Source organism: Rhodococcus sp. NBC_00297, assembly GCF_036173065.1.
Classification (GTDB): Bacteria; Actinomycetota; Actinomycetes; order Mycobacteriales; family Mycobacteriaceae; genus Rhodococcoides.
In genome coordinates this window covers 438,554-460,173 of the sequence record NZ_CP108041.1, presented here as the reverse complement: position 1 = coordinate 460,173, position 21,620 = coordinate 438,554, and the positions used below count along the sequence as shown (strand labels likewise).

Here is a 21,620-nt window from a genome sequence, read left to right as displayed (position 1 = left end):
TGTTGCGGATGGTCCGGATGGGGTCGACCGACTAGCCTGACGGGTATGGCAGGCAAGACGAGTACGCGCGCGTCCCGATCCGGCGCGGCCGGATCGAGCAAGGCAGGCACCGGCACGAGTGGTGCCTCCACCGGACGCGGGCGGACGGTCACGACGCCGCGCAAGCCCACCGCCCCCCGGTCGTCCACCGGGCGCACCCCGGCGACTCGCTCGTCCGGTACCGCACGGTCGTCGTCCGGAGCCCGACCTCGCAGCGCCCCCAAGCGCACGATCTCGCCCGGTCGCGCGGCCCTGAACTCCGTGGGTCGCGGCATCGGCAAGGGGTGGGGCCTCGCCGCGCGCGGACTCGGTGCCACCACTCGCACCGTCGGCAAGGCCGCCGACATCGAACACGGCCACCGCCGCGACGGCATCGCCCTCGGGTGCCTCGCGGTCAGCGTGGTCGTCGCCGCCGGTCTCTGGTTCTCGGCCGGTGGCCCGGTCGGGGAGTGGATCGAGATCGGGCTGCGCGCCGTCGTCGGCAGCGCGGCCATCCTGCTGCCGCTGCTCGGCATCGGCGTCGCCGTAGCCCTGATGCGGACCGAACCCGCTCCCGACGACCGCCCCCGGCTCGTCCTCGGGTCTCTGCTCGTCGGCCTGCCGATGCTCGGACTCTGGCATCTGGGTTCCGGATCACCGGACGACCTGGCCGGGCGTGCGTCCGGCGGCGGCTTCGTCGGCTTCGTCGTCGGCGGTCCGCTCAGCAGCGGGGTCACCGTCTGGCTCGCCGTGCCGCTGCTCCTGCTCGCGGTCCTGTTCGGCGTCCTTCTCCTCACCGGGACGACCGTGCGCGACATCCCCGCGCGTCTGCGGACCCTGTTCGGTACGGCGAACCGCGGCGACGAGTACAGCGACTACGAGGACTGGGAGGAGGAGTCGCACCTCGGTGACTTCGCACCGAACGGGTACGACTCCGCGGGCTACGGCTCCTCGTACGACGAGTACGACCCGGCCCTGTTCGACGCCGACGGATACCCGGTCGACGAGAAGCCGGCGAGGTCGCGCCGCCGCCGATCGTCCGCGCCGGCCGACGCGTACCCGGTGGAGGAGTCGGCACCGGTGGACGACGCTCCCACCGAGTACGTGCCGGTGCCGCCGCCCGTCCGCACGCGTGCGAAGGAACCGGCGGTCGAGCCGACGCCGAAGCCCACTCCGGTCGTCGCGGCGACTCCGCCGAAGCCGAAGGAGGACGACAAACTCGTCGTGGACCGCGTCGTCGACGGCGACTACGTCCTGCCCTCGCTGTCCCTGCTGATCGACGGCGATCCGCCGAAGACGCGCAGCCAGGCGAACGACGCGATGATCGAGGCGATCTCCGAGGTCCTCGAGCAGTTCAAGATCGACGCCGCCGTCACCGGCTTCACCCGCGGACCGACGGTCACGCGCTACGAGGTCGAGCTCGGACCGGGCGTCAAGGTCGAGAAGATCACGGCGCTCGCCCGCAACATCGCGTACGCGGTGGCCACCGACAACGTGCGTCTGCTGGCCCCCATCCCCGGCAAGTCGGCGGTGGGCATCGAGGTGCCCAACTCCGACCGCGAGATGGTCCGCCTGGCCGACGTGCTGACGGCGCCCTCGACCCGCAAGGATCACCATCCTCTGGTCATCGGCCTCGGCAAGGACATCGAGGGCGACTTCGTCAGCGCCAACCTCGCGAAGATGCCGCACCTCCTGGTGGCGGGCTCCACCGGCTCGGGCAAGTCGAGCTTCGTCAACTCCATGCTGGTGTCGTTGCTCGCGCGGGCGACGCCGGAGGAGGTCCGGATGATCCTCATCGACCCCAAGATGGTCGAGCTGACCCCGTACGAGGGGATCCCGCACCTCATCACGCCGATCATCACGCAGCCGAAGAAGGCTGCCGCGGCCCTCGCCTGGCTGGTCGAGGAGATGGAGCAGCGCTACCAGGACATGCAGGCAAACAGGGTGCGCCACGTCGACGACTTCAACAAGAAGGTGAAGTCGGGCGAGATCACCGCACCGCTCGGCAGCGAGCGCGTCTACAAGCCCTACCCGTACATCCTCGCGATCGTCGACGAGCTCGCGGACCTGATGATGACCGCGCCGCGGGACGTGGAGGAGGCGATCGTCCGCATCACGCAGAAGGCGCGCGCGGCCGGCATCCACCTCGTGCTCGCGACCCAGCGCCCGTCCGTCGACGTCGTCACGGGCCTGATCAAGACCAACGTCCCGTCCAGGCTCGCGTTCGCCACGTCGTCGCTGACCGACTCCCGCGTCATCCTGGATCAGCAGGGTGCGGAGAAGCTCATCGGTATGGGCGACGCCCTGTTCCTGCCGATGGGCGCGGGCAAGCCCACCCGTCTGCAGGGTGCCTTCATTACCGACGAGGAGATCACCGCGGTCGTCGACTTCGCCAAGAACCAGGCGGAGCCGGAGTACCAGGAGGGCGTCACCGCGCAGAAGGCCGCGGAGAAGAAGGACGTCGACGCCGACATCGGCGACGATCTCGACGTGCTGCTCCAAGCCGTCGAACTCGTCGTGACGAGTCAGTTCGGCTCGACGTCCATGCTGCAGCGCAAGTTGCGCGTCGGCTTCGCCAAGGCCGGCAGGCTCATGGATCTGATGGAGACGCGCGGCGTGGTCGGCCCGAGCGAGGGATCGAAGGCCCGCGACGTCCTGGTCAAGCCCGACGAGTTGGACGGGCTGCTGTGGTCGATCAAGGGCGGGGATCCGGGAGAGTCGGACAATCCGGACGAGTGACGGTGGCCCCGTTGTGAATTGACTCTCACGCTAGCTGAGTTTTACCTGTGCATTACCCTTCGCGTGCCTCCATACGGCCGGGGCTGTGGCATGGTTGTTCTCAGGAGGGGAGTATCCCCAGCTTGCGAAGGACCCGTCAGCACGATCGAGCCCTGCCTCGATCCGGGTCATCGGCAGACACAGTGGTCACACGAGACATCATCACTGGTTCTGTGGGAGAGACCTCCGGAGCCCACCCATGGACTACCGGAGGTAGTTGCTCACATGAATGTCTCGTCCACAGTCTGGATCGTCACCATCGTGGTGATCCTGGGACTCTTCGTCTTCGACTTCTTCGCTCACGTGAAGACCCCCCACGAGCCGACCTTCAAGGAATCGGCGACGTGGTCCGTCGTCTACATCACGATCGCCATCATCTTCGGCGGAATCGTGTTCTGGCAGTACGGCGCGACCTACGGCGGTGAGTACTTCGCCGGGTACGTCACCGAGAAGGCGCTCAGCGTCGACAACCTGTTCGTCTTCCTCATCATCATGACGACGTTCGCCGTACCGCGTCAGTACCAGCAGAAGGTGCTGCTCATCGGCATCGTGATGGCGCTCGTGATGCGCGGTGGCTTCATCGCCCTCGGTGCCGCGGCCATCAACAACTTCAGCTGGGTCTTCTACCTCTTCGGTGCGTTCCTCATCTACACGGCCTACAAGCTCATCAAGGAGGCCGGGGAAGAGGAGGAGAACGAGGTCCAGCAGGACACCAAGATCATGAAGTTCGCCAAGAAGATCCTCCCCACCACGGACGAGTACCACGGTGATCGTCTGACGGTGAAGATCGACGGCAAGCGCGTGGTCACCCCGATGCTGCTGGCCCTGGTCGTCATCGGTTTCACCGACATCCTGTTCGCGTTGGACTCGATCCCGGCGATCTACGGTCTCACCACCGAGCCGTACATCGTCTTCACGGCCAACGCGTTCGCCCTCATGGGTCTGCGCCAGTTGTACTTCCTGATCGGCGGACTGCTCGACCGCCTGGTCTACCTGTCCTACGGCCTGTCCCTGGTACTGGCGTTCATCGGCGTCAAGCTCGTCCTCCACGCGCTCCACGAGAACGAGCTCGGCTTCATCAACGGCGGCGAGAACCTGTCGGTCCCCGAGATCAGCACCGGAGTGTCGCTCAGTGTCATCATGGGCATCCTGATCGTCACCACCGTGGCCAGCCTGCTCAAGACCCGCGGCGACGCGAAGCCCGCGGTGAAGGACGGCGAGACCGGAAGCCCGGTCCTCGGCGACGACACCACGGCCGCCTCGACCGGTACCACGTCGACCGGCGTCACGGACACCGAGCGCGACTCGCGCTGATCCGTCCCGCACGAGAACAGCCCGGCACCGAGAGGTGCCGGGCTGTTCGTGTGTCCGGCGGGTGCCGGAGGGCGGGTCACTCCGCGAGGACGCCCATCACCGGCTTCCACTCCTGGATCGCCACGGCGTCGACGAGCTTCTCCACCGCGAACGGGTCCTCGGCGAACAGCGTTCCCACCTGGTCCGCACTCTCACCCTTGACGATGATGGTGGCGCCGCTGTCGTCCGCGTACGGCCCCGCCACCACCACGATGTCGCGAGCGAGGAGATCCCGCAGCCAGTCGCGGTGCTCGGCGCGGACGCGGTCGCGTCCCTCGGCGGTGGCCGACGAGTACGTGTAGTTGACGAGGAAATGGGCCATCGATGTTCTCCTGCGGTGTGAGCGGGTGGTGGGTGATCTAGAGCGTGAGCAGCATGCGGGTGTTGCCGAGAGTGTTCGGCTTGACGTAGCTGAGATCGAGGAACTCGGCGACACCGGTGTCGTACGAGCGACACATCTCCGCGTAGACCTCGGCGGTGACCGGGGTCCCGTCGATCTCGGAGAACCCGTGGCGGGCGAAGAACGGCACCTCGAAGGTGAGCACGAAGATGCGGGAGAGCTGCAGTTCGCGGGCGACGTCGATCAACCGGGACACGATGAGGTGGCCCACGCCGTGGCCCTTGACCGACGGATCGACGGCGACCGTGCGGATCTCGCCGAGATCCGCCCACAGCACGTGCAGCGCGCCGCAGCCGGCGACGACACCGTCGACCTCGGCGACCCAGAACTCCTGGACCGCCTCGTAGAGGGTCACGAGATTCTTCTCGAGCAGGATCCGGCCCGCGTAGATGTCGATGAGTCGCTTGATCTCCGGGATGTCGGAGGTGCGGGCACGGCGCAGGCGCACGCGCTCGGTGGTGGACCCGGACGCGGTCCGGACGTCTGCGCGATCCTGCGCCGCCCGGGAGTCCGTCTCCGGATCAAGGTCGGAAGTCATGGGGTGAACAGTAGTCATCGGGCGTACCGATATTGTGACCGTGTGTCCCGCGCCGGTAACTCACGTCACGTCCCGAGAGCGGGCTCGGCGACGTGAGCGCTCAGTACGACGTCGGTCGTGGCCCCGGTGACGCGTCCGCGCCGACGCCGGACGCCGTCGTCGGCTCGGGCCCGCTCACTCCGGCTCCACTGCTCAACATCGCCAACGTCCTGACCGTCCTGCGGATCGCGCTGGTCCCGGTGTTCCTGTGGGCTCTGTTCGCGGACGGTGGCCAGGAGACCGGGTGGCGGCTCGCGGCCTTCGGGATCTTCGTCGTCGCGGCGATCACCGATCGCATCGACGGCCAACTGGCGCGCAAGCACGGGCTCGTGACGGAGTTCGGCAAGATGGCGGACCCCATCGCCGACAAGGCACTGATCGGGGCGGCCCTGGTCGGACTGTCCATGCTGGGGGACCTGCCCTGGTGGATCACCCTCGTCATCGGTGCCCGCGAGATAGGCATCACGCTCCTGCGGTTCGCCGTCCTGCGGCACGGTGTCATCCCCGCGGGACGCGGCGGCAAGCTCAAGACCCTCGTCCAGAGCGTGGCCATCGGGGTCTACGTTCTGCCGCTTCCCGACGCTGTGATCCCAGCAGCGATGGTGCTGATGATCGTGGCCGTGGCGCTGACCGTGATCACAGGCCTCGACTACGTGGTGCAGGCAGTGCGGCCGCGGGTCCGGACACCACACGACGGGCGATGAGCCGTCCGGTGCTCCGCCGCGTGCGGATCGCGGGCGGGGGTTAGGGTTCTCTCACCCGTTCCGACGGGTGTCCACACGCGTCGCGGGAACCGATCGGACCGTTCCGGCGTTGTAGGTGGACGAGGGTCGAGCGACGGTGCACCGACAGGCGTTCCCGCGGTCGACCACGACGTAGTTCGAACACGATGAAGGAGGGGCCACATGGCGCTGCTCTTGCGTGAGGCATTGGGCGACAGTCTTCGCCGCACACGGGTCGCTCAGAGCCGCACGTTGCGCGAGGTCTCCAACACGGCGCGCGTCAGCCTCGGGTATCTCTCGGAGGTCGAGCGTGGCCGCAAGGAGGCGTCGAGCGAACTGCTCAACGCCATCTGCGATGCCCTCGACGTCCCACTGTCGGACGTTCTGTTCGATGTGAGCGAATCGCTCACGGACACGATGGCGAGTGCGGCCGCGTCGACGGGTGTTCCCGCCGAGCGCGGTGCGGCCCACATCTCGGACGAGACGCGCGTGGTCATCCCGGCCCCGACCGCGCGAGCACTCGCCGCTGCCTGATCTTCGCGTCCCGTTTCCGACCATTCGTGGTTCGACATGGGATCATGGCGGGTACCGATCACAGACAGACCGCGTGTCCCGGACACGCGCAGCATCACCGGCGGTGACGGTCGCCAGCCGGGTCGCGTACGCGGCGGATCACATGGAGGCAGGAAGAACCGATGGCCAATCCTTTCGTCAAGGGCTGGAAGTATCTGATGGCTCTGTTCAACTCCAAGATCGACGAGAAGGCGGATCCGCAGGTCCAGATCCAGCAGGCCATCGAGGACGCTCAGCGTCAGCACCAGGCGCTCTCGCAGCAGGCCGCGTCGGTCATCGGTAACCAGCGCCAGCTCGAGATGAAGCTCAGCCGCCAGCTCGACGAGGTGGAGAAGCTGAACGCCAATGCGCGCCAGGCCGTCACCCTCGCCGACCAGGCCAATGCGGCTGCCGACGTCGAGAAGGCCACCCAGTACACCAATGCCGCCGAGGCGTTCGCGGCCCAGCTGGTCACCGCCGAGCAGAGCGTCGAGGACCTCAAGGTTCTGCACGACCAGGCGCTCCAGGCCGCCACCCAGGCCAAGAAGGCCGTCGAGCAGAACGCCATGACGCTGCAGGCCAAGGTCGCCGAGCGCACCAAGCTGCTCAGCCAGCTCGAGCAGGCCAAGATGCAGGAGCGCGTCAGCGAGTCGCTCCGCTCGATGGACTCCACGCTGTCCGCACCGGGCAACACGCCCAGCCTCGACGCCGTCCGGGACAAGATCGAGCGCCGCTACGCCAACGCGCTCGGCTCCGCCGAGCTCGCTCAGAACTCCGTGCAGGGCCGCATGATGGAGGTCCAGCAGGCGAGCGTCCAGATGGCCGGACACAGCCGCCTCGAGCAGATCCGTGCCTCCATGGCGGGCGACTCGCTCACCGCCGGCCCCTCCGCGGACGGCGTGTCCACGCAGAAGAACCTGTCGTCCCCGCAGGCGACCCCCGAGCCTCCTCAGGCCAACTGATCTGCCTGCACGAGACCCTCACGGAGCGTTGATGTCCGGACACGGCGACCCGCACCGACGGCCGTTGTGGCACGAGCGGCCCGCTGCTCCGGCCGAAGTGGGGCGCGCGGCCGACCTGGTGCGCGCCCGGGCTCGTGGCGTCGTGGACGTCACGCGGCCGTTCCTCGACGCCGCCAAGTCGTGGAACGACCCGCGGAAGAAGGCCGAACGGCGGATCCGTCGGACTCGCCGGCGGGCCACGCTCTTCGGTGCGGCGTCCGGGTCGATGGGCGTCGCCACCGTAACGGTGGCGGCCACGTCCGCACCCGACTGGATCGTCGTCGGGGGATCGGGCACCACGGTGTTGTTCGCGGTGCCCGCCGTGGCCGCGGCGGCGGCCTACCGACGGCTGCGGGCCCAGCCACTGCCGGCAGCAACGCCGGTCCGCCGTGCTCTGCCTCCGGTGGGCTCCGCCGCTCGCGAGCCCATCGAACGTCTCGCGGCCGCCGAACGCAGTCTGCACGAGCTGACGGGCATCCTCGCTCGATCCGGGGCGGTCGCCGCGGACGACGTGCACGACACGACCCGGATCGCCGCGGCCGCGTCGGCAGCCCTGACCGAGGTCGCGCACGACATCGTCGCGATGGAGAGAGCAGCGCTGGGAAGTCCCGCTGCAGCGGTCCATCTGTCCGGGTCCATCGGGTCCACCGCGGCCCGGTTGGCGGACGGTGTGCACCAGTTCGACGGGCTCGTCGCCGCGGCTGCGTTGCTCACCGCGCCGGGCTCCTCCGGTTCGCTCACCGCACTCGACGCGCGACGGGACGCCCTCCAGTTCGCGTCCGATCGCCTCGAGGGTTGGGCATTCGGCCTCGAGCACCTGCAGAAGCCCTGACCTCGGCGACGGTCTCACCCCGACCGCGACCCTGAGATCGACGTACCGTCCTCGGGGTCGACCCCGATCTTCACCCTGAACTCCGGGACGATTCGGTGTTGTGCCAGTTCGGTTCTGGCAGTGTCGAACTCGTCGACGGATCGCCGGTGAACTCCACCGCGGCCGGCGACGAGAGTCCCCGACGAGAAGGAGTTCGACATGTTCTGGAAGATTCTCGGTGCGATCGTTCTGGTGTGGATCGGCATCGTCGTTCTCGGCGCCCTGCTGAAGGCGCTGTTCCCCCTGGTGGCGCTGGCCGTGGTGGGAACCGGTCTCTACTTCCTCTTCCGCGCGATGAGCGGCGATCGCGACTCGGCGAAGTCACCCTTCTGACGTCCCCGGTGCCGCGCTGACCTAGGCTTCGCCCATGCTCGTCGCGGTGGTCGCCGGCCCCGATGCGGGGCACGCCTTCCCTGCCATCGCGCTCGCGAAGGCGCTGACGGCCGCAGGAGAGACGGCCGTGGTCTACACCGGCCATCGGTGGCTCGACGCCGCGCGAGCGGACGGGGTGGACACTCGCCTGCTGCCGGGACTGGAACCGCGACCCGAGGACGACGACGCGGACGCCGGCCGCAGAATCCACGAGCGAGCGGCCCACATGTCCTCGATGCTGCTGCGGGTGCTCTCCGAGGCGGCTCCCGATCTGGTGGTCTCGGACATTCTCACGGCCGGCGGCGGTCTCGCCGCCGAGCGGCTGGGAGTTCCCTGGGTGGAACTGTCTCCGCACCCGCTCTACCGGCCCTCCGTGTCGTTGCCCCCGATCGGGAGTGGTCTCGCACCGGGCACGGGACTGCGAGGTCGGTTGCGGGACACCGTGATGCGAGCTCTGACGGACCGCTCCGTCCGAGCGGGGCTGGCGCAGCGCGCTCGGGCGCGCGAGGGCGTCGGTCTGCCCGCGTCGGACCCCGGCCCCGCGCGGCGCCTCGTCGCGACCATCCCCGCGCTCGAGGTGCCGCGGACGGACTGGCCGGCCGAGGCGCGGGTCGTCGGTCCGTTGTTGTGGGAGCCGACGACCGCTCTCCTCGACCCGCCGCCGGGGACCGAACCGCTGATCCTGCTGGCACCGTCGACGGCCGCGACCGGCGCCGTGTCCATGGTCGAGGCCACTGTCGAGGCGACGGCGGCCTCACGTGCGCGCGGCCGGAGTCGTCGACTGGTGATCACCACGGTGGACGACGTTCCGGCCGGTCTACCGTCCTGGGCGGTGGGCGGACTGGGGCGCCAGGACGCGCTGCTGCCGCTGGCGTCGGTCGTGGTGTGCGGCGGCGGCCACGGGATGTTGGCGAAGGCGCTGTCCGCCGGCGTCCCGGTGGTCGTGATCCCCGGCGGGGGAGATCAGTGGGAACTGGCCAACCGCGCGGCCCGGCAAGGAAGCGCCACGATCGTGCGTCCGGTGTCCGCCGACGCCGTGGCGGAGGCGATCGACCGGGTGCTGAACGACTCGACGTACGCCGCCGCGGCAGGTCGTGCCGCGGCGACCGCCGCCGCGGTCGAGGATCCCGTCGCGGTGTGCCGCAGCGTGACGGTCGACTCCCGCCCGCGCTGAGGGGGAGCGCGGACGTCCCGGGTTACGGTGACATGGTGCGCCTGACCGACTTCCACGACCGTGTCGCCGAACAGTTCGGAACCGTGACCGGGGACTCGATGCTGGTCGACCACCTGCTGCTGAGCCTCGGGAACCGCACCGCCGCGCAGGCCATCGAGGACGGCGAGGATCCGAAGGACGTGTGGCGCGCACTGTGCGTCGAGTTCGACGTTCCCCGATCGCGGTGGTGAACCTCCGGCGTGTCGCTGGGTATCGAACACCTGTTCGCTTATAGTCGTGTGCAGAGTCGACGGGAATCGCACGGCAGCGGTTCTTGTCGGTACCCCCCTCTACCTTGGCGACAGATCGACGGGGTACAGACGCTTCGGGGACAAGAACTTCGAGAAGGAGACCATGATGGCTGCAGCTGCATACGATCGGGACAAGGCGCTCGATCTCGCGCTCGCGCAGATCGACAAGAACTTCGGCAAGGGGTCGGTCATGCGTCTCGGCGACGAGGCCCGTGTGCCCATCGCCGTCATCCCCACGGGTTCGATCGCGTTGGACGTCGCGCTCGGCATCGGCGGACTCCCGCGCGGCCGCATCGTCGAGGTCTACGGCCCGGAGTCCTCGGGTAAGACGACGGTCGCGCTCCACGCGGTCGCCAACGCACAGGCCGCCGGCGGCATCGCCGCGTTCATCGACGCGGAGCACGCCCTCGATCCGGACTACGCCGCCAAGCTCGGTGTCGACACCGACGCGCTGCTGGTCTCCCAGCCGGACACCGGTGAGCAGGCGCTCGAGATCGCGGACATGCTGATCCGGTCCGGTGCCATCGACATCCTGGTCGTCGACTCCGTGGCAGCCCTGGTTCCCCGTGCCGAGATCGAGGGCGAGATGGGTGACAGTCACGTCGGTCTGCAGGCCCGCCTGATGAGCCAGGCCCTGCGCAAGATCACCGGCGCCATCAGTTCGTCCGGCACCACGGTCATCTTCATTAACCAGCTGCGCGAGAAGATCGGCGTCATGTTCGGCTCGCCCGAGACCACGACGGGCGGTAAGGCGCTGAAGTTCTACGCATCGGTGCGCCTGGACATCCGTCGTATCGAGACGCTCAAGGACGGAACCGACGCAGTCGGTAACCGCACCCGCGTCAAGGTGGTCAAGAACAAGGTGTCGCCGCCGTTCAAGCAGGCCGAGTTCGACATCCTGTACGGCAAGGGCATCAGCAAGGAAGGCTCGCTCATCGACATGGGTGTCGAGCACGGCTTCGTGCGCAAGTCCGGCTCCTGGTTCACCTACGAGGGTGATCAGCTGGGCCAGGGCAAGGAGAACGCACGCAAGTTCCTGCTCGAGAACACCGACATCCGTGACGAGATCGAGAAGAAGATCAAGGAGAAGCTCGGCATCGGTGCAGACGTGCGTACGCCCGACGAGGCCGTCGCTGCTCCGGTCGACTTCTGACAGCAGGTCTCTCGACTGTGAACGACGACGAGTTTCCGGACTCGCGTGCACCGGGCGCCCGACGTACGTCGGGCGCCCGGTCCCGTTCCGGCCGCCGATCGGGCGAGACGCCGCCCCCGGGCGGGGGCACGGCGGTGCAGGCCAAGGATGCCGCGTTGCGGTTGCTCACCGATCGCGCCCGGAGCCGCGCCGAGCTCGAACAGCGGTTGGCCGCCAAAGGATTCACGGACGAGATCATCACGTCCGTGCTCGACAGGCTGACCGAGATCAAGCTGGTCGACGATCGCGACTTCGCCCATCAGTGGGTCCGCTCGCGACACACGTACTCGGGCCGAGGCAAGCAGGCGCTGCGCACAGAACTACGCACCAAGGGAATCGAACCCGGTATCGCCGCCGAAGCGCTGGATACCATCGAGCCGGAGGACGAGCGTGAGCGCGCCCGCGACCTGGTGGTCAAGAAGCTGCGGGCTCCGGCTCTGCGGTCGAGTCTCGGCGACGACATCGAGGACCCGCGGGAACGTCGTGCACAGCGGGACAAGGTGGTTCGCAAGCTCGTATCGATGCTGGCGCGCCGAGGCTTCGCCCGGGGCATGGCGTTCGAGGTGGTCAAAGACGAACTCGAGGCCCTCGGAAACGATTCCGAAGGCCTCGAGTACTAGAACGTCAGATCCGGGCGCCGCCCGTGGCGGATGCGGCTCCCTGGTCCACCGGAACCGGAGTTTTCTTCGCCCGGCGTAGTCGCTTCTCGACCTTCGTGGCCAGGTAGGTCAACAACGAGTTCAGGATGATCATGATGATCGCGACGATGATCAGCGCCGGCAGGAAGTTGCCGTAGAAGGCACCGACCTGCTGTCCCGACCGGACCACCTCGACGTAGCCGATGATGTACCCGAGCGCCGAGTCCTTCAACGCCACGACCATCTGCGAGATGATGGCCGGCAGCATGGCGGTGACCGCCTGCGGAAGCAGGATCATGCGCATGATCTGACCCTTGCGCAGACCGATCGCCATGGCGGCCTCGATCTGCCCCTTGGGAAGCGATTTGATGCCGGATCGCACGATCTCCGCGATCACGGAACCGTTGTAGAGCGTCAAGCCGGTCACCACTGCAGCCAGAGCGAGGTAGCGGGACTTGAACACCTGGTACTCGGCGAAGAACTGGTACAGGAAGATCATCAGGATCAGCACCGGGATGGCGCGGAACAACTCGACGAAGAATCCCGCGACCAGTCGCACCGGCCGGTGGTCGGACAGGCGAGCGATCCCCAGGACCGCGCCGAGGATCAGCGCAAACACGATGGACAGGAACGCGGCGATCAGCGTCCCCTGGATGCCGGGAATCAGGTATGTCGTCCAGGTCGAGGACTCGGTGAAGGGGCTCCACTTCTCCGACGTCAACTGGCCCTTCTCGTCCAGCTTCGCGTAGATCACGTAGGCGACCAGCAACACCAGGACCGCTACCACCGCGGAAATGATGTGGTTGCGGACCTTCGCGCGGGGGCCGGGCGCGTCGTACAGAACGGTCGCGCGTTCGGCCGAGGCCACCTTCTTCGGCGGTGCCTCGGTGCTCAGAGGTGCGTTCGCTGTGGTCATCGGGCAACCGCCAATCGCTTGCCGAGGTAGCCGAAGAAGAGGCCGGTGGGGAAGGTCAGGATGACGAAGCCGAGCGCGAAGATACCGCCGACGACGAAGATCGCCGCCTCGTTCTCGATCATTTCCTTCATCAGGATGGCCGCTTCGAGGACGCCGATCGCCGCGGCGACGGTCGTGTTCTTCGTCAGGGCGATGAGCACGCTGCCCAGCGGGCCGATGACCGCACGGAACGCCTGGGGGAGCACGATGAAGCGCAGGTTCTGCGAGAACGTCAGACCGAGCGAACGCCCGGCCTCCGCCTGACCGACGTTCACGGTGTTGATTCCGGACCGCAGCGACTCGCACACGAACGAGGCCGTGTAGATGCTGAGACCGAGAACGGCGAGCCGGAAGTTGTTGTCCGCCTGGCCGGTCGGGGACGCCTGATCGGCGAGCGTGACGCCCAGGGTCTGGTAGAGGCCGAAGGCGCAGAACAGCAGGATCAGCGTGAGCGGGGTGTTGCGGAAGATGGTGACGTAGGTGGCACCGATCCACCGCGCGACGGGAACGGGGGAGACCCGCATCGCCGCGAGCAGGGTGCCGAGGACGAGAGCGCCGATGGCGGAGAGCACCGTCAGCTTGATCGTCATCCAGAACGCGTCGAGGAGTTCGGGCGCGTAGTCACTCAGTATGTCCACCGGCGACTCCTTCCGAGAGCGGTGACGAGTCGAACGGGCGGTTCACCGGTGTGAACCGCCCGTTCGGGTCTCGCGAAGAGTGGTGATCAGTAGCGATCGACGGTCGGCTGTGCGGGCAGCGGGTACCCGGACGGTCCGACGGTGTCCTCGAATGCCTTCTGCCACGACCCGTCCTCGATCATGGCGTCGATCGCGTCGTTGATCTTGGTGCGGGTCTCGTCGTCGCCCTTGGCCAGGCCGATGCCGTAGCGCTCCTCGGTGAACGGCTCGCCGACCACCTTGAGCTCACCCGGGTACTGAGCCGCGTAGCCGGCCAGGATGATGTCGTCGGTCGTGACCGCGTCGACGGCGCCGTTGCGCAGTGCCTCGACACAGGCGGAGTAAGTGTCGAACTCCTGCAGCTGCACGTCCTGCGCGTACTGGTCCTTGACCTTCTGCGCGGGGGTGGAGCCGGAGACGGAGCAGAGGCGCTTGCCGCCGCTGAGCGACTCGGGGCCCGTGATGTCGGTGTTGCCGTCGGCGACGAGGAGCGACTGTCCGGCGACGAAGTACGGTCCGGCGAAGTCGACCTTCTCCTTGCGGGCGTCGGTGATCGAGTAGGTGGCGACGATGTAGTCGACCTCACCGTTCTCGATCAGCGTCTCGCGCTGCGCCGACGGCGACTCCTTGAACGTGATGTTCTCCGGCGTGACACCGAGCTTGCCGGCGACGTACTTCGCGACCTCGACGTCGAAGCCGCTGAACGAGCCGTCGGGGGTGCGCAGGCCCAGGCCCGGCTGGTCGAACTTGATGCCGACGGTCAGCTTGCCGCTCTCGGCGCTGGACGACGCGCTGGTGGCCTCGTCGCCACCACACGCGGTGGCGGCGAAGGCGAGCGCGAGTGCGGCGACGCCGACACGGGCGGTACGGGTGATTCTCATCGAGATCCTCCAGAAGTTGGGACGAGCGGGTGGGAGATCAGTGACTCAGGATCTTGCCGAGGAAATCCTTGGCGCGATCGGACTTCGGTGTGGTGAAGAAGGTCTCGGGATCGGTGTCCTCGACGATCTGGCCGTCGGCCATGAAGATGACACGGTCGCCGGCGCGTCGGGCGAAGCCCATCTCGTGGGTCACGACCACCATGGTCATGCCCTCCTTGGCCAGCGACGTCATGACGTCGAGCACCTCGTTGACCATCTCGGGATCGAGCGCCGAGGTCGGCTCGTCGAAGAGCATCACCTTGGGGTTCATGGCGAGTGCACGCGCGATGGCGACACGTTGCTGCTGGCCGCCGGAGAGCTGCGCCGGGTACTTGTCGGCCTGGTTGGCGATGCCGACGCGTTCGAGCAGACGCTGCGCGGTCTTCTCGGCCTCGTCCTTCTTCATCTTGCGGACCTTCGTCGGCCCGAGCATGACGTTCTCACGAATCGTCTTGTGCGCGAAGAGATTGAAGGACTGGAAGACCATGCCGACGTCCGCGCGGAGCGCGGCGAGCGACTTGCCTTCGGAGGGAAGTGCCTTGCCGTCGACCTCGATGGTGCCCTCGTCGACGGGCTCGAGCCGGTTGATGGTGCGGCACAACGTCGATTTACCCGACCCGGAGGGGCCGAGGACGATGACGACCTGGCCGCTGGGAACGTCGAGTTCGATGTCCTTGAGGACGTGCAGATCACCGAAGTGCTTCTGCACGCCGTGCATCGCGATCATGGGGGCAGACGATGCTGTGGACGAGCGATGTTCGCGCTCGCCGTCAGGGTGGGTCATGGCGATGACCCTAGAGGTAGTTTCCTCCGCCACTGCTCGTTTTGGTGCGGGGACCGCGGATATGTAATGGAAACTTTACTCGGACCGCTCGGTGGGTCGGGTTCGAGCGCCGCCGTACCCTGGAGGGGTGGACACGATCGACACCCAGACCCTGCCTGCGCGGTCCGGGACTGCGCGCACCTACGAGGTGCGCACGTACGGCTGCCAGATGAACGTGCACGATTCCGAACGACTGTCCGGCCTTCTCGAGGAGGCTGGTTACGAGAAGGCCGACTCCGGGTCGTCCCCCGATCTCGTCGTCTTCAACACGTGTGCGGTACGCGAGAACGCCGACAACAAGTTGTACGGCAACCTCGGCCAACTCCGGCCGGCCAAGGACGAGAACCCCGACATGCAGATCGCCGTCGGTGGGTGCCTCGCACAGAAAGACCGCGACGTCGTGGTCACGAAGGCGCCGTGGGTGGACGTCGTGTTCGGCACCCACAACATCGGATCCCTGCCGGCGCTGCTCGACCGGGCGCGCCACAACCAGCGCGCCGAGGTCGAGATCCTCGAGTCACTGGACGCGTTCCCCTCGACTCTCCCGGCCAAGCGCGACTCCGCCTACTCCGGGTGGGTGTCCATCTCGGTGGGGTGCAACAACACCTGCACCTTCTGCATCGTGCCCGCACTGCGCGGCAAGGAGGTCGACCGCAGGCCGGGCGACATCCTCGCCGAGGTGCAGGCCCTCGTCGACGAGGGTGTGCTCGAGGTGACGCTGCTCGGACAGAACGTCAACGCGTACGGCGCCTCGTTCGCGGATCCCGAGCAGCCGCGTGACCGGGGTGCGTTCGCATCGCTCCTGCGCGCGTGCGGGGAGATCGACGGTCTCGAGCGCGTCCGGTTCACCTCGCCGCATCCCGCCGAGTTCACCGACGACGTCATCGAGGCGATGGCGTCGACGCCCAACGTGTGCCCGACGCTGCACATGCCTCTGCAGTCCGGATCGGACCGCGTGCTGCGTGCCATGCGCCGCTCGTACCGCAAGGAGAAGTTCCTCGGCATCATCGACCGGGTGCGCGAAGCCATCCCGCACGCGTCACTGACGACGGACATCATCGTGGGCTTCCCCGGGGAGACCGAGGAGGACTTCCAGGAGACCCTCGACGTCGTCCGTCGCGCTCGCTTCAGCAGCGCCTACACGTTCCAGTACTCCAAGCGACCGGGAACGCCGGCCGCCGACATGCCGGATCAGGTGCCGAAGGCCGTCGTGCAGGAACGCTACGAACGGCTCGCCGCTCTGCAGGAGGAGATCTCCCACGAGGAGAACCGTCGCGTCGTCGGAACCGAGGTGGAGTTGCTCGTCGCCGACGGGGCCGGACGCAAGAACGCCGTCACCGAGCGGATGAGTGGACGCACCCGCGACGGGCGACTCGTGCACTTCACCCCGACGGGCGCCATCGACCGCGCCGTCCGGCCCGGCGACGTCGTCGTCACCACGGTGACCGACGCGAAGCCTTATCACCTGGTCGCCGACGTCCCGGTGCGCTCGCACCGGCGCACCACGGCCGGCGACCGACACGAGCGGGGCACGATGCCCCGGACCGCACCGGTCGGTGTCGGGTTGGGGTTGCCGTCCGTCGGCGCCCCGGCGCCCGAGCCGGTCACGACGATGGGATGTTCACTGTGAGTACCGAGCCGACGACCGGGTCCGATCCGGCGGCCGCCGAGAAGCGGATCTCGGGTCGTATCGACCCGGGGGTCCGCGCCGTCGTCGTGGCAGTGGTGGTGTTGTTGCTGCTATTGAGCTTCGCACTGCCGCACACAGGTTCGGCCAACGCGTGGGACGTGCTGGTGCACGACGAGGACGCCGTGGCGGAGTCGGTGGCACTGCCGTCACGCATCTTCGTGTGGCTGACCCTGGTGTTCGCGGTCGGCTTCTCGGCTCTCGCCCTGGTCACTCAACGCTGGGCGCTGGCCTGGGTCGCGCTCTACGGGTCCGGGGTGGCGACGGTGCTGGGCATCCTGGCCATCTGGTCGCGTCAGACCGTTCCTGTCGGCCTCACCGGGGCCGGCCCCGGGCTGGGCCTCGTCCTCGGCTGGTTGCTCGTGGTCGTGCTGGCGTTCCACTGGTTCAAGGTGGTGTGGAACCGCTCCAACGCTCAGTGGGCGGCTGCCGCCGCCCGGCGGGACGCGGCCGTGATGGACGAGGCGCGGCGCGAGAACGTGCTGGACACGTCCCGGCGCCGCGACAACTGATCCTCCGGAGTCACAGACCGCCGAGGGCGCTGTCGGCGGCGTCGGCCCACTCGCGCCACTGCTGTGCCTGCGCACGGGCCTTCTCGGCGTCCTTGGCCTTGCCCGCGGCCTCGGCCTTCTGGGCCTGCTCCTCGAACTGCGCGACCCGCTCGCGGAACTGAGCCGCGCGCGCCATCGCCTCGGGGTCGGTGCGTCGCCACTCGGAGTCGGCGGCGTCGCGGACGCGCTTCTCGATCGCGCGGAGCTTGCCCTCGAGATCGTGCATCTTCTCGCGCGGGACCTTGCCGATGGCGTCCCACTTGTCCTGCAATGTCCGCAGTGCTGCGCGGGCCGCCTCGATGTCCTTGGACGGGTCGATGTGACCGGACTCGGCCAGCAGCCGTTCCTTCGCCTCGGCGTTCTGCTCGAACTCCGCGTTCTGCTCGGACTGAGCCGCGTTGCGTGCCTCGAAGAACACGTCCTGGGCGCCCTTGAACTTCTGCCACAGCGAGTCGTCGGCGTCGCGGGGAGCCCGGCCGGCGGACTTCCACTCGGTCAGGAGATCGCGGAACACCTGCGCGGTGCCCACCCAGTCGGTGGACGACGACAGTTCCTCGGCCTTGGCGACCAGTTCTTCCTTGCGCACCTTGGCGGCACCGCGTTCGCGGTCGAGATCGGCGAAGTGCGCGCCGCGGCGGCGGTTGAACGCCTCCCGTGCCTTGGAGTAGCGCTTCCACAGGGCGTCGTCGACCTTCCGGTCGACGCCGCGGATGGTCTTCCACTCCTCGAGGATCACGCGAAGACGGTCACCCGCGGCCTTCCACTGCGTGGATTCGCTGCCGATGGTCTCGGCCTCGACGGCCAGCGCCTCCTTGCGTGCCGTCGATTCGGTCCGCTCGGAATCCTTGCGCTTGCGATGCTCGGCGGCGACCTCGTCGGAGTGTTCGATCACGGCCTGCAGGCGGGTTGCCAGCGCGTCGATGTCGCCGATCACAGCAGCGGTGGGCAGGGTCTCGGCGAGCGCGACGGCGGCGGTCTTCGTCTTCTTGGCGTCGCCGGCGCCGGAGGCGAGTCGCGCCTCGAGGAGTGCGACCTCGGTGGCGAGATCGTCGTAGCGGCGCCCGAAGTGTGCGAGGCCCTCGGCCGCGTCACCGGCCTGCCAGGAACCGACCTGCCGCTCTCCGTCGGTGGTACGTACCCACGCGGAACCGTCCTCGTCGACCCGGCCCCAGCGGGACGGATCGGTCACGACCGGGACGACAGCGGGCGTCGTCGGCACGTGGTGTGCAGCCGGATGCGGCGTCGGGTGCGACTCCCCGTCGCCTGTGGACGACGACGGTGCGGACGGATCGGCCGGGGCACTGGGCCGGGTGGGCGCCGGGCGCGGTGCGCCGCCGGGTCGAGGACCCGGTCGGGGCCCGGGCCGGGGAGGTGTGGGGCTCGCCTGCGCCTCGCCGGGGGCGTTCTCGGTCGTCTCGTGCTCGGTCATGGTTCTCTCCGTCTCTGCCGCGCGTCACGGCTGCCTGGCGCTACGTGGTTCTCTGCTCGGTCGTTCTCGGCCCATTCAACCCCCTCCGCGCGTCGGCGACCATGCAAACCCCGAGGGACGCGCGGAAAAGGGACGCCCTCGGACGGTCGACTACCGTGGCGTCCGTGCTGTCCGCCCTCGCCTTCGTCCCGTCGCCTCCGTTGCTGCTCGCGGAGCTCGCCGGTTCCGCCACAGGCGAACTGGACGATCTGCGTGCAGCCGTGCGCGAGGTGTGCGACGACCTGGGGCAGTCCTGTCACGACTGGATCGGGGTCGGGGTCGGTGCGACCACGACCTGGATCGACGGCGATGCCGCGGGTACGTACGCCGGTTTCGGGGCCGATGTCGTGGTCGGTCTCGCCCCGGATCGCGGGCCTGTCGATCGCGCGATGGAGTTGGCCGCGCTGACCGTCGGGCTGCTCCGCGGGCAGGCTGTTCCGCAGTGGTCGGTCCCCGTACAGCTCGTCGCTCGGAACGCGAGTGTCCAGGACGTGGCGGCGGTGGCGCTCGACCTGCGCGGCCGCGTCGACGCCGCGCCCGGCCCGGTGGGGCTGCTCGTCGTCGGTGACGGGGCGACGACCCTGACCGACAAGGCGCCCGGCGCGTTCGACGACCGGGCCGAGGCGGTGCAGCACGCGATCGACGATGCGCTCGGCAGAGCCGACGTCGACGCGCTGGCGTCCCTGGACGCTGCTCTGTGTGATGCCCTCGGCGTGGACGGGCGGGTGGCATGGCAGGTGGCGGCCACGCTGGTCGGACCCGCCCGAGTGCTGCCGCACAGTCTCTTTCGCGGTGCCCCCTACGGAGTCGGGTATCACGTCGCCTCGTGGTCGCTGTGACGCGACCGACACCGGTCGCGGTGATCGGACCCACGGCCACGGGCAAGTCGGCCCTCGCGCTCGATCTCGCCGAGCGCCTCGGCGGGCACATCGTGAACATCGACGCGATGCAGCAGTACCGAGGCATGGACATCGGCACCGCGAAGACGCCGGTGGCGGAGCGTCGCGGCATCCCGCACCACCGACTCGACGTCCTGGACGTCACGGAGACGGCAACGGTGGCGGCGTACCAGGACGCCGCGGTGCGGGAGATCGAGGAGCTGCTCGAGCAGTCCGTCGTGCCCGTCGTCGTCGGCGGATCGATGATGTACGTCCAGGCGCTGCTGGACCGATGGCAGTTCCCGGCCACGGATGCCGCGGTGCGTGCCGAACTCGAGGCCAGGCTCGCCGCCGAGGGGGTCGCGGCGCTGCATCGCGCACTCGCCGAGTCCGATCCGGCGGCCGCGGCATCGATCCTTCCGACCGACGGCCGACGCATCGTCCGCGCGCTCGAGGTGGGACGCCTCACCGGGAAGCCGTTCGCCGCGTCGGCGCCCACCATCGGCGAGCCGCGCTGGGACACCGTCGTCCTCGGCATCGACCGTGACACCGACGAGCTGGACGCGCGCATCGCGGCACGCACCGACGCGATGTTCGCCGAGGGGCTCGTCGCCGAGGTCGAGACCCTCGTGGGGCAGGGACTGCGCGAGGGAGTCACCGCCCCGAGGGCGATCGGCTACGCGCAGGTGCTGCAGCTGCTGGACGGCGAGATCGACGAGGCGGCCGCGCGCGAGGCGACCTTCGTCGGTACCCGTCGCTATGTTCGCCGCCAACGGTCCTGGTTCGGCCGTGATCCCCGCGTGCACTGGCTGCGCGGGGGCGCATCGGACCTGCTGGACGCCGCACTGCGCACGAGGGGAGAACACCGATGAGCGATGCGCTCGTCCTGTCGAGGAACGCGCGGTTCCAGCAGTGGCAGTCCTACCTCGTCACCCGCGGCAAGCGCACCAAGGCGGGAGTCTTCCTCGTGCAGGGAGTGCGGCCGGTGACGCTGGCCGTCGAGCACGAGTGGCCCCTCGAGTCCGTGCTCTATCGAACCGGCGACCCCCTGTCGTCCTGGGCCACGTCGACCGTGGACCGCTGCCGGGCCGCAGGCGTGCCCGCGGTGGGTGTCGCGCCGGAGTTGATGGCGGAGCTCGGCGAACGCGTCGATCAACCACCGGAGGTCCTGCTCCTCGCACGGTCCCGGCTCCTCGATCCCGGCCACTGGACTCCGACGGGCGACGCGCCGGTGGTGGTCGCGTTCGATCGGCCGACGTCGCCGGGCAATCTCGGCACCCTGATCCGGTCCTCGGACGCCTTCGGAGCGTCCGGGTTGCTGGTCAGCGGGCATGCCGCGGACCCGTTCGATCCCGCGTGCGTCCGCGCGACCACCGGCTCCCTGTTCGCACTCCCCGTGGGGCAGGTCGGAGGTCCGGAGCAGGTTCGCGCGATGGTGGACAGGCTGCGGCAGCAGGGCACCGACATGACGATCGTGGGCACCGACGAGACCGGCACGGTGGCAGCGCACGAGCACGACTTCACAGGAGGAACGGTGCTGGTGGTGGGCAACGAGACCCGCGGCATGAGTGCCGCGTGGCGGGATGCCTGCGACGTCGTCGTGTCCATCCCGATAGGCGGCGCGGCGAGCTCCCTCGGAGCACCGTCCGCCGGCGCCGTCGGGCTGTACGAGATCACCCGCCAACGGCTGATCGCGCGGACGTCCGCGCCGGTGGGAGACTGA

The 21,620-nt window shown here is 68.5% G+C and carries 23 protein-coding genes; 16 read left to right on the top strand and 7 right to left on the bottom strand.

All coding sequences use genetic code 11. From position 1 onward, the window contains the following. Positions 1-45 precede the first annotated feature (45 nt). Both OG947_RS02115 and OG947_RS02110 read left to right on the top strand, forming a co-directional pair. Complete coding sequence (locus OG947_RS02115) at positions 46-2,757, top strand: DNA translocase FtsK (protein ID WP_328813014.1); 2,712 nt, start codon at positions 46-48, stop codon at positions 2,755-2,757. A 264-nt stretch (positions 2,758-3,021) separates the two neighbouring features. Further along, positions 3,022-4,110 (top strand): TerC family protein, encoded by a 1,089-nt coding sequence (locus OG947_RS02110; protein ID WP_081821174.1) that lies wholly within the window; start codon positions 3,022-3,024, stop codon positions 4,108-4,110. 76 nt (positions 4,111-4,186) lie between these two features. Here the strand turns inward: OG947_RS02110 and OG947_RS02105 are convergent, their stop codons facing one another. Together OG947_RS02105 and OG947_RS02100 are read right to left on the bottom strand one after the other, a co-directional pair. Continuing rightward, complete coding sequence (locus tag OG947_RS02105; protein ID WP_027505116.1) at positions 4,187-4,471, bottom strand: YciI family protein; 285 nt, start codon at positions 4,469-4,471, stop codon at positions 4,187-4,189. Between the two features lie 37 nt (positions 4,472-4,508). Beyond that, complete coding sequence (locus tag OG947_RS02100; RefSeq protein ID WP_027505117.1) at positions 4,509-4,991, bottom strand: amino-acid N-acetyltransferase; 483 nt, start codon at positions 4,989-4,991, stop codon at positions 4,509-4,511. Between the two features lie 284 nt (positions 4,992-5,275). Between OG947_RS02100 and pgsA the strand changes: the two genes are divergently transcribed. The 9 genes from pgsA (at position 5,276) to OG947_RS02055 (ending at position 11,920) form a co-directional block, all read left to right on the top strand. Continuing rightward, on the top strand, positions 5,276-5,830 hold the full coding sequence (pgsA, locus tag OG947_RS02095) for a CDP-diacylglycerol--glycerol-3-phosphate 3-phosphatidyltransferase (RefSeq protein ID WP_027505118.1): 555 nt from the start codon (positions 5,276-5,278) through the stop codon (positions 5,828-5,830). A gap of 201 nt (positions 5,831-6,031) precedes the next feature. Then, entirely contained in the window at positions 6,032-6,382 is a 351-nt protein-coding gene (locus OG947_RS02090; RefSeq protein WP_027505119.1) for a helix-turn-helix domain-containing protein, read from the top strand. 161 nt (positions 6,383-6,543) lie between these two features. Next, positions 6,544-7,362: a phage shock protein PspA gene (pspA, locus tag OG947_RS02085; RefSeq protein ID WP_027505120.1), complete on the top strand. Its 819-nt coding sequence runs from the start codon at positions 6,544-6,546 to the stop codon at positions 7,360-7,362. Between the two features lie 31 nt (positions 7,363-7,393). Next, positions 7,394-8,233, top strand: a complete 840-nt coding sequence (pspM, locus tag OG947_RS02080) for a phage shock envelope stress response protein PspM (protein WP_328813013.1) — start codon at positions 7,394-7,396, stop codon at positions 8,231-8,233. Between the two features lie 198 nt (positions 8,234-8,431). Next, entirely contained in the window at positions 8,432-8,605 is a 174-nt protein-coding gene (locus OG947_RS02075) for a hypothetical protein (protein WP_027505123.1), read from the top strand. Positions 8,606-8,639: 34 nt separating this feature from the next. After that, positions 8,640-9,818 (top strand): glycosyltransferase, encoded by a 1,179-nt coding sequence (locus tag OG947_RS02070; protein ID WP_328813012.1) that lies wholly within the window; start codon positions 8,640-8,642, stop codon positions 9,816-9,818. A 35-nt stretch (positions 9,819-9,853) separates the two neighbouring features. Beyond that, the gene (locus OG947_RS02065; RefSeq protein WP_027505125.1) at positions 9,854-10,048 is read left to right on the top strand and encodes a DUF3046 domain-containing protein; all 195 of its coding nucleotides are present in this window, start codon (positions 9,854-9,856) and stop codon (positions 10,046-10,048) included. A gap of 166 nt (positions 10,049-10,214) precedes the next feature. After that, positions 10,215-11,261 (top strand): recombinase RecA, encoded by a 1,047-nt coding sequence (gene recA / locus OG947_RS02060; RefSeq protein WP_027505126.1) that lies wholly within the window; start codon positions 10,215-10,217, stop codon positions 11,259-11,261. A gap of 17 nt (positions 11,262-11,278) precedes the next feature. Continuing rightward, positions 11,279-11,920, top strand: coding sequence for a regulatory protein RecX (locus tag OG947_RS02055; RefSeq protein ID WP_442973084.1), 642 nt, complete (start codon positions 11,279-11,281; stop codon positions 11,918-11,920). Positions 11,921-11,924: 4 nt separating this feature from the next. Here OG947_RS02055 and OG947_RS02050 read toward each other — a convergent pair whose 3' ends face one another. The 4 genes from OG947_RS02050 to gluA form a co-directional block, all read right to left on the bottom strand. After that, complete coding sequence (locus OG947_RS02050) at positions 11,925-12,854, bottom strand: amino acid ABC transporter permease (protein ID WP_328813011.1); 930 nt, start codon at positions 12,852-12,854, stop codon at positions 11,925-11,927. Beyond that, positions 12,851-13,531, bottom strand: a complete 681-nt coding sequence (locus tag OG947_RS02045; RefSeq protein WP_027505128.1) for an amino acid ABC transporter permease — start codon at positions 13,529-13,531, stop codon at positions 12,851-12,853. The genes OG947_RS02050 and OG947_RS02045 overlap by 4 nt, the downstream gene beginning before the upstream one ends. An 86-nt stretch (positions 13,532-13,617) precedes the next feature. Next, positions 13,618-14,451 (bottom strand): glutamate ABC transporter substrate-binding protein, encoded by an 834-nt coding sequence (locus OG947_RS02040; RefSeq protein WP_027505129.1) that lies wholly within the window; start codon positions 14,449-14,451, stop codon positions 13,618-13,620. 37 nt (positions 14,452-14,488) lie between these two features. After that, complete coding sequence (gene gluA / locus OG947_RS02035; RefSeq protein ID WP_027505130.1) at positions 14,489-15,217, bottom strand: glutamate ABC transporter ATP-binding protein GluA; 729 nt, start codon at positions 15,215-15,217, stop codon at positions 14,489-14,491. Between the two features lie 184 nt (positions 15,218-15,401). Here gluA and miaB point away from each other — a divergent pair, with 184 nt between their 5' ends. Both miaB and OG947_RS02025 read left to right on the top strand, forming a co-directional pair. Continuing rightward, complete coding sequence (gene miaB / locus OG947_RS02030) at positions 15,402-16,943, top strand: tRNA (N6-isopentenyl adenosine(37)-C2)-methylthiotransferase MiaB (protein WP_027505131.1); 1,542 nt, start codon at positions 15,402-15,404, stop codon at positions 16,941-16,943. Beyond that, a complete protein-coding gene (locus OG947_RS02025) occupies positions 16,931-17,512 on the top strand; it encodes an Rv2732c family membrane protein (RefSeq protein ID WP_037185326.1) in 582 nt (193 codons plus the stop codon). The genes miaB and OG947_RS02025 overlap by 13 nt, the downstream gene beginning before the upstream one ends. 10 nt (positions 17,513-17,522) lie before the next feature. Here OG947_RS02025 and OG947_RS02020 read toward each other — a convergent pair whose 3' ends face one another. Beyond that, positions 17,523-18,980: a DUF349 domain-containing protein gene (locus OG947_RS02020; protein ID WP_328813010.1), complete on the bottom strand. Its 1,458-nt coding sequence runs from the start codon at positions 18,978-18,980 to the stop codon at positions 17,523-17,525. A gap of 155 nt (positions 18,981-19,135) precedes the next feature. Between OG947_RS02020 and OG947_RS02015 the strand changes: the two genes are divergently transcribed. Genes OG947_RS02015 through OG947_RS02005 form a run of 3 tightly spaced genes read left to right on the top strand, consistent with a single transcriptional unit; the run spans position 19,136 to position 21,620 of the window. After that, entirely contained in the window at positions 19,136-19,858 is a 723-nt protein-coding gene (locus tag OG947_RS02015; RefSeq protein ID WP_328813009.1) for a hypothetical protein, read from the top strand. Continuing rightward, the gene (gene miaA, locus OG947_RS02010) at positions 19,855-20,769 is read left to right on the top strand and encodes a tRNA (adenosine(37)-N6)-dimethylallyltransferase MiaA (protein ID WP_222645311.1); all 915 of its coding nucleotides are present in this window, start codon (positions 19,855-19,857) and stop codon (positions 20,767-20,769) included. Before OG947_RS02015 ends, miaA begins: the two co-directional genes overlap by 4 nt. Then, positions 20,766-21,620, top strand: a complete 855-nt coding sequence (locus OG947_RS02005) for a TrmH family RNA methyltransferase (RefSeq protein ID WP_222645310.1) — start codon at positions 20,766-20,768, stop codon at positions 21,618-21,620. Before miaA ends, OG947_RS02005 begins: the two co-directional genes overlap by 4 nt.

Excerpts from the sequence above, each read along its gene's own strand:
- OG947_RS02090 (WP_027505119.1), top strand. The coding sequence starts at position 6,032 with ATGGCGCTGCTCTTGCGTGAGGCATTGGGCGACAGTCTTCGCCGCACA.
- OG947_RS02110 (WP_081821174.1), top strand. The coding sequence starts at position 3,022 with ATGAATGTCTCGTCCACAGTCTGGATCGTCACCATCGTGGTGATCCTG.
- OG947_RS02070 (WP_328813012.1), top strand. The coding sequence starts at position 8,640 with ATGCTCGTCGCGGTGGTCGCCGGCCCCGATGCGGGGCACGCCTTCCCT.
- OG947_RS02005 (WP_222645310.1), top strand. The coding sequence starts at position 20,766 with ATGAGCGATGCGCTCGTCCTGTCGAGGAACGCGCGGTTCCAGCAGTGG.
- OG947_RS02075 (WP_027505123.1), top strand. The coding sequence starts at position 8,432 with ATGTTCTGGAAGATTCTCGGTGCGATCGTTCTGGTGTGGATCGGCATC.
- OG947_RS02025 (WP_037185326.1), top strand. The coding sequence starts at position 16,931 with ATGTTCACTGTGAGTACCGAGCCGACGACCGGGTCCGATCCGGCGGCC.
- pspM (WP_328813013.1), top strand. The coding sequence starts at position 7,394 with ATGTCCGGACACGGCGACCCGCACCGACGGCCGTTGTGGCACGAGCGG.
- OG947_RS02105 (WP_027505116.1), bottom strand. The coding sequence starts at position 4,471 with ATGGCCCATTTCCTCGTCAACTACACGTACTCGTCGGCCACCGCCGAG.
- OG947_RS02115 (WP_328813014.1), top strand. The coding sequence starts at position 46 with ATGGCAGGCAAGACGAGTACGCGCGCGTCCCGATCCGGCGCGGCCGGA.
- OG947_RS02040 (WP_027505129.1), bottom strand. The coding sequence starts at position 14,451 with ATGAGAATCACCCGTACCGCCCGTGTCGGCGTCGCCGCACTCGCGCTC.
- pspA (WP_027505120.1), top strand. The coding sequence starts at position 6,544 with ATGGCCAATCCTTTCGTCAAGGGCTGGAAGTATCTGATGGCTCTGTTC.
- recA (WP_027505126.1), top strand. The coding sequence starts at position 10,215 with ATGGCTGCAGCTGCATACGATCGGGACAAGGCGCTCGATCTCGCGCTC.
- OG947_RS02020 (WP_328813010.1), bottom strand. The coding sequence starts at position 18,980 with ATGACCGAGCACGAGACGACCGAGAACGCCCCCGGCGAGGCGCAGGCG.
- OG947_RS02050 (WP_328813011.1), bottom strand. The coding sequence starts at position 12,854 with ATGACCACAGCGAACGCACCTCTGAGCACCGAGGCACCGCCGAAGAAG.
- gluA (WP_027505130.1), bottom strand. The coding sequence starts at position 15,217 with ATGATCGCGATGCACGGCGTGCAGAAGCACTTCGGTGATCTGCACGTC.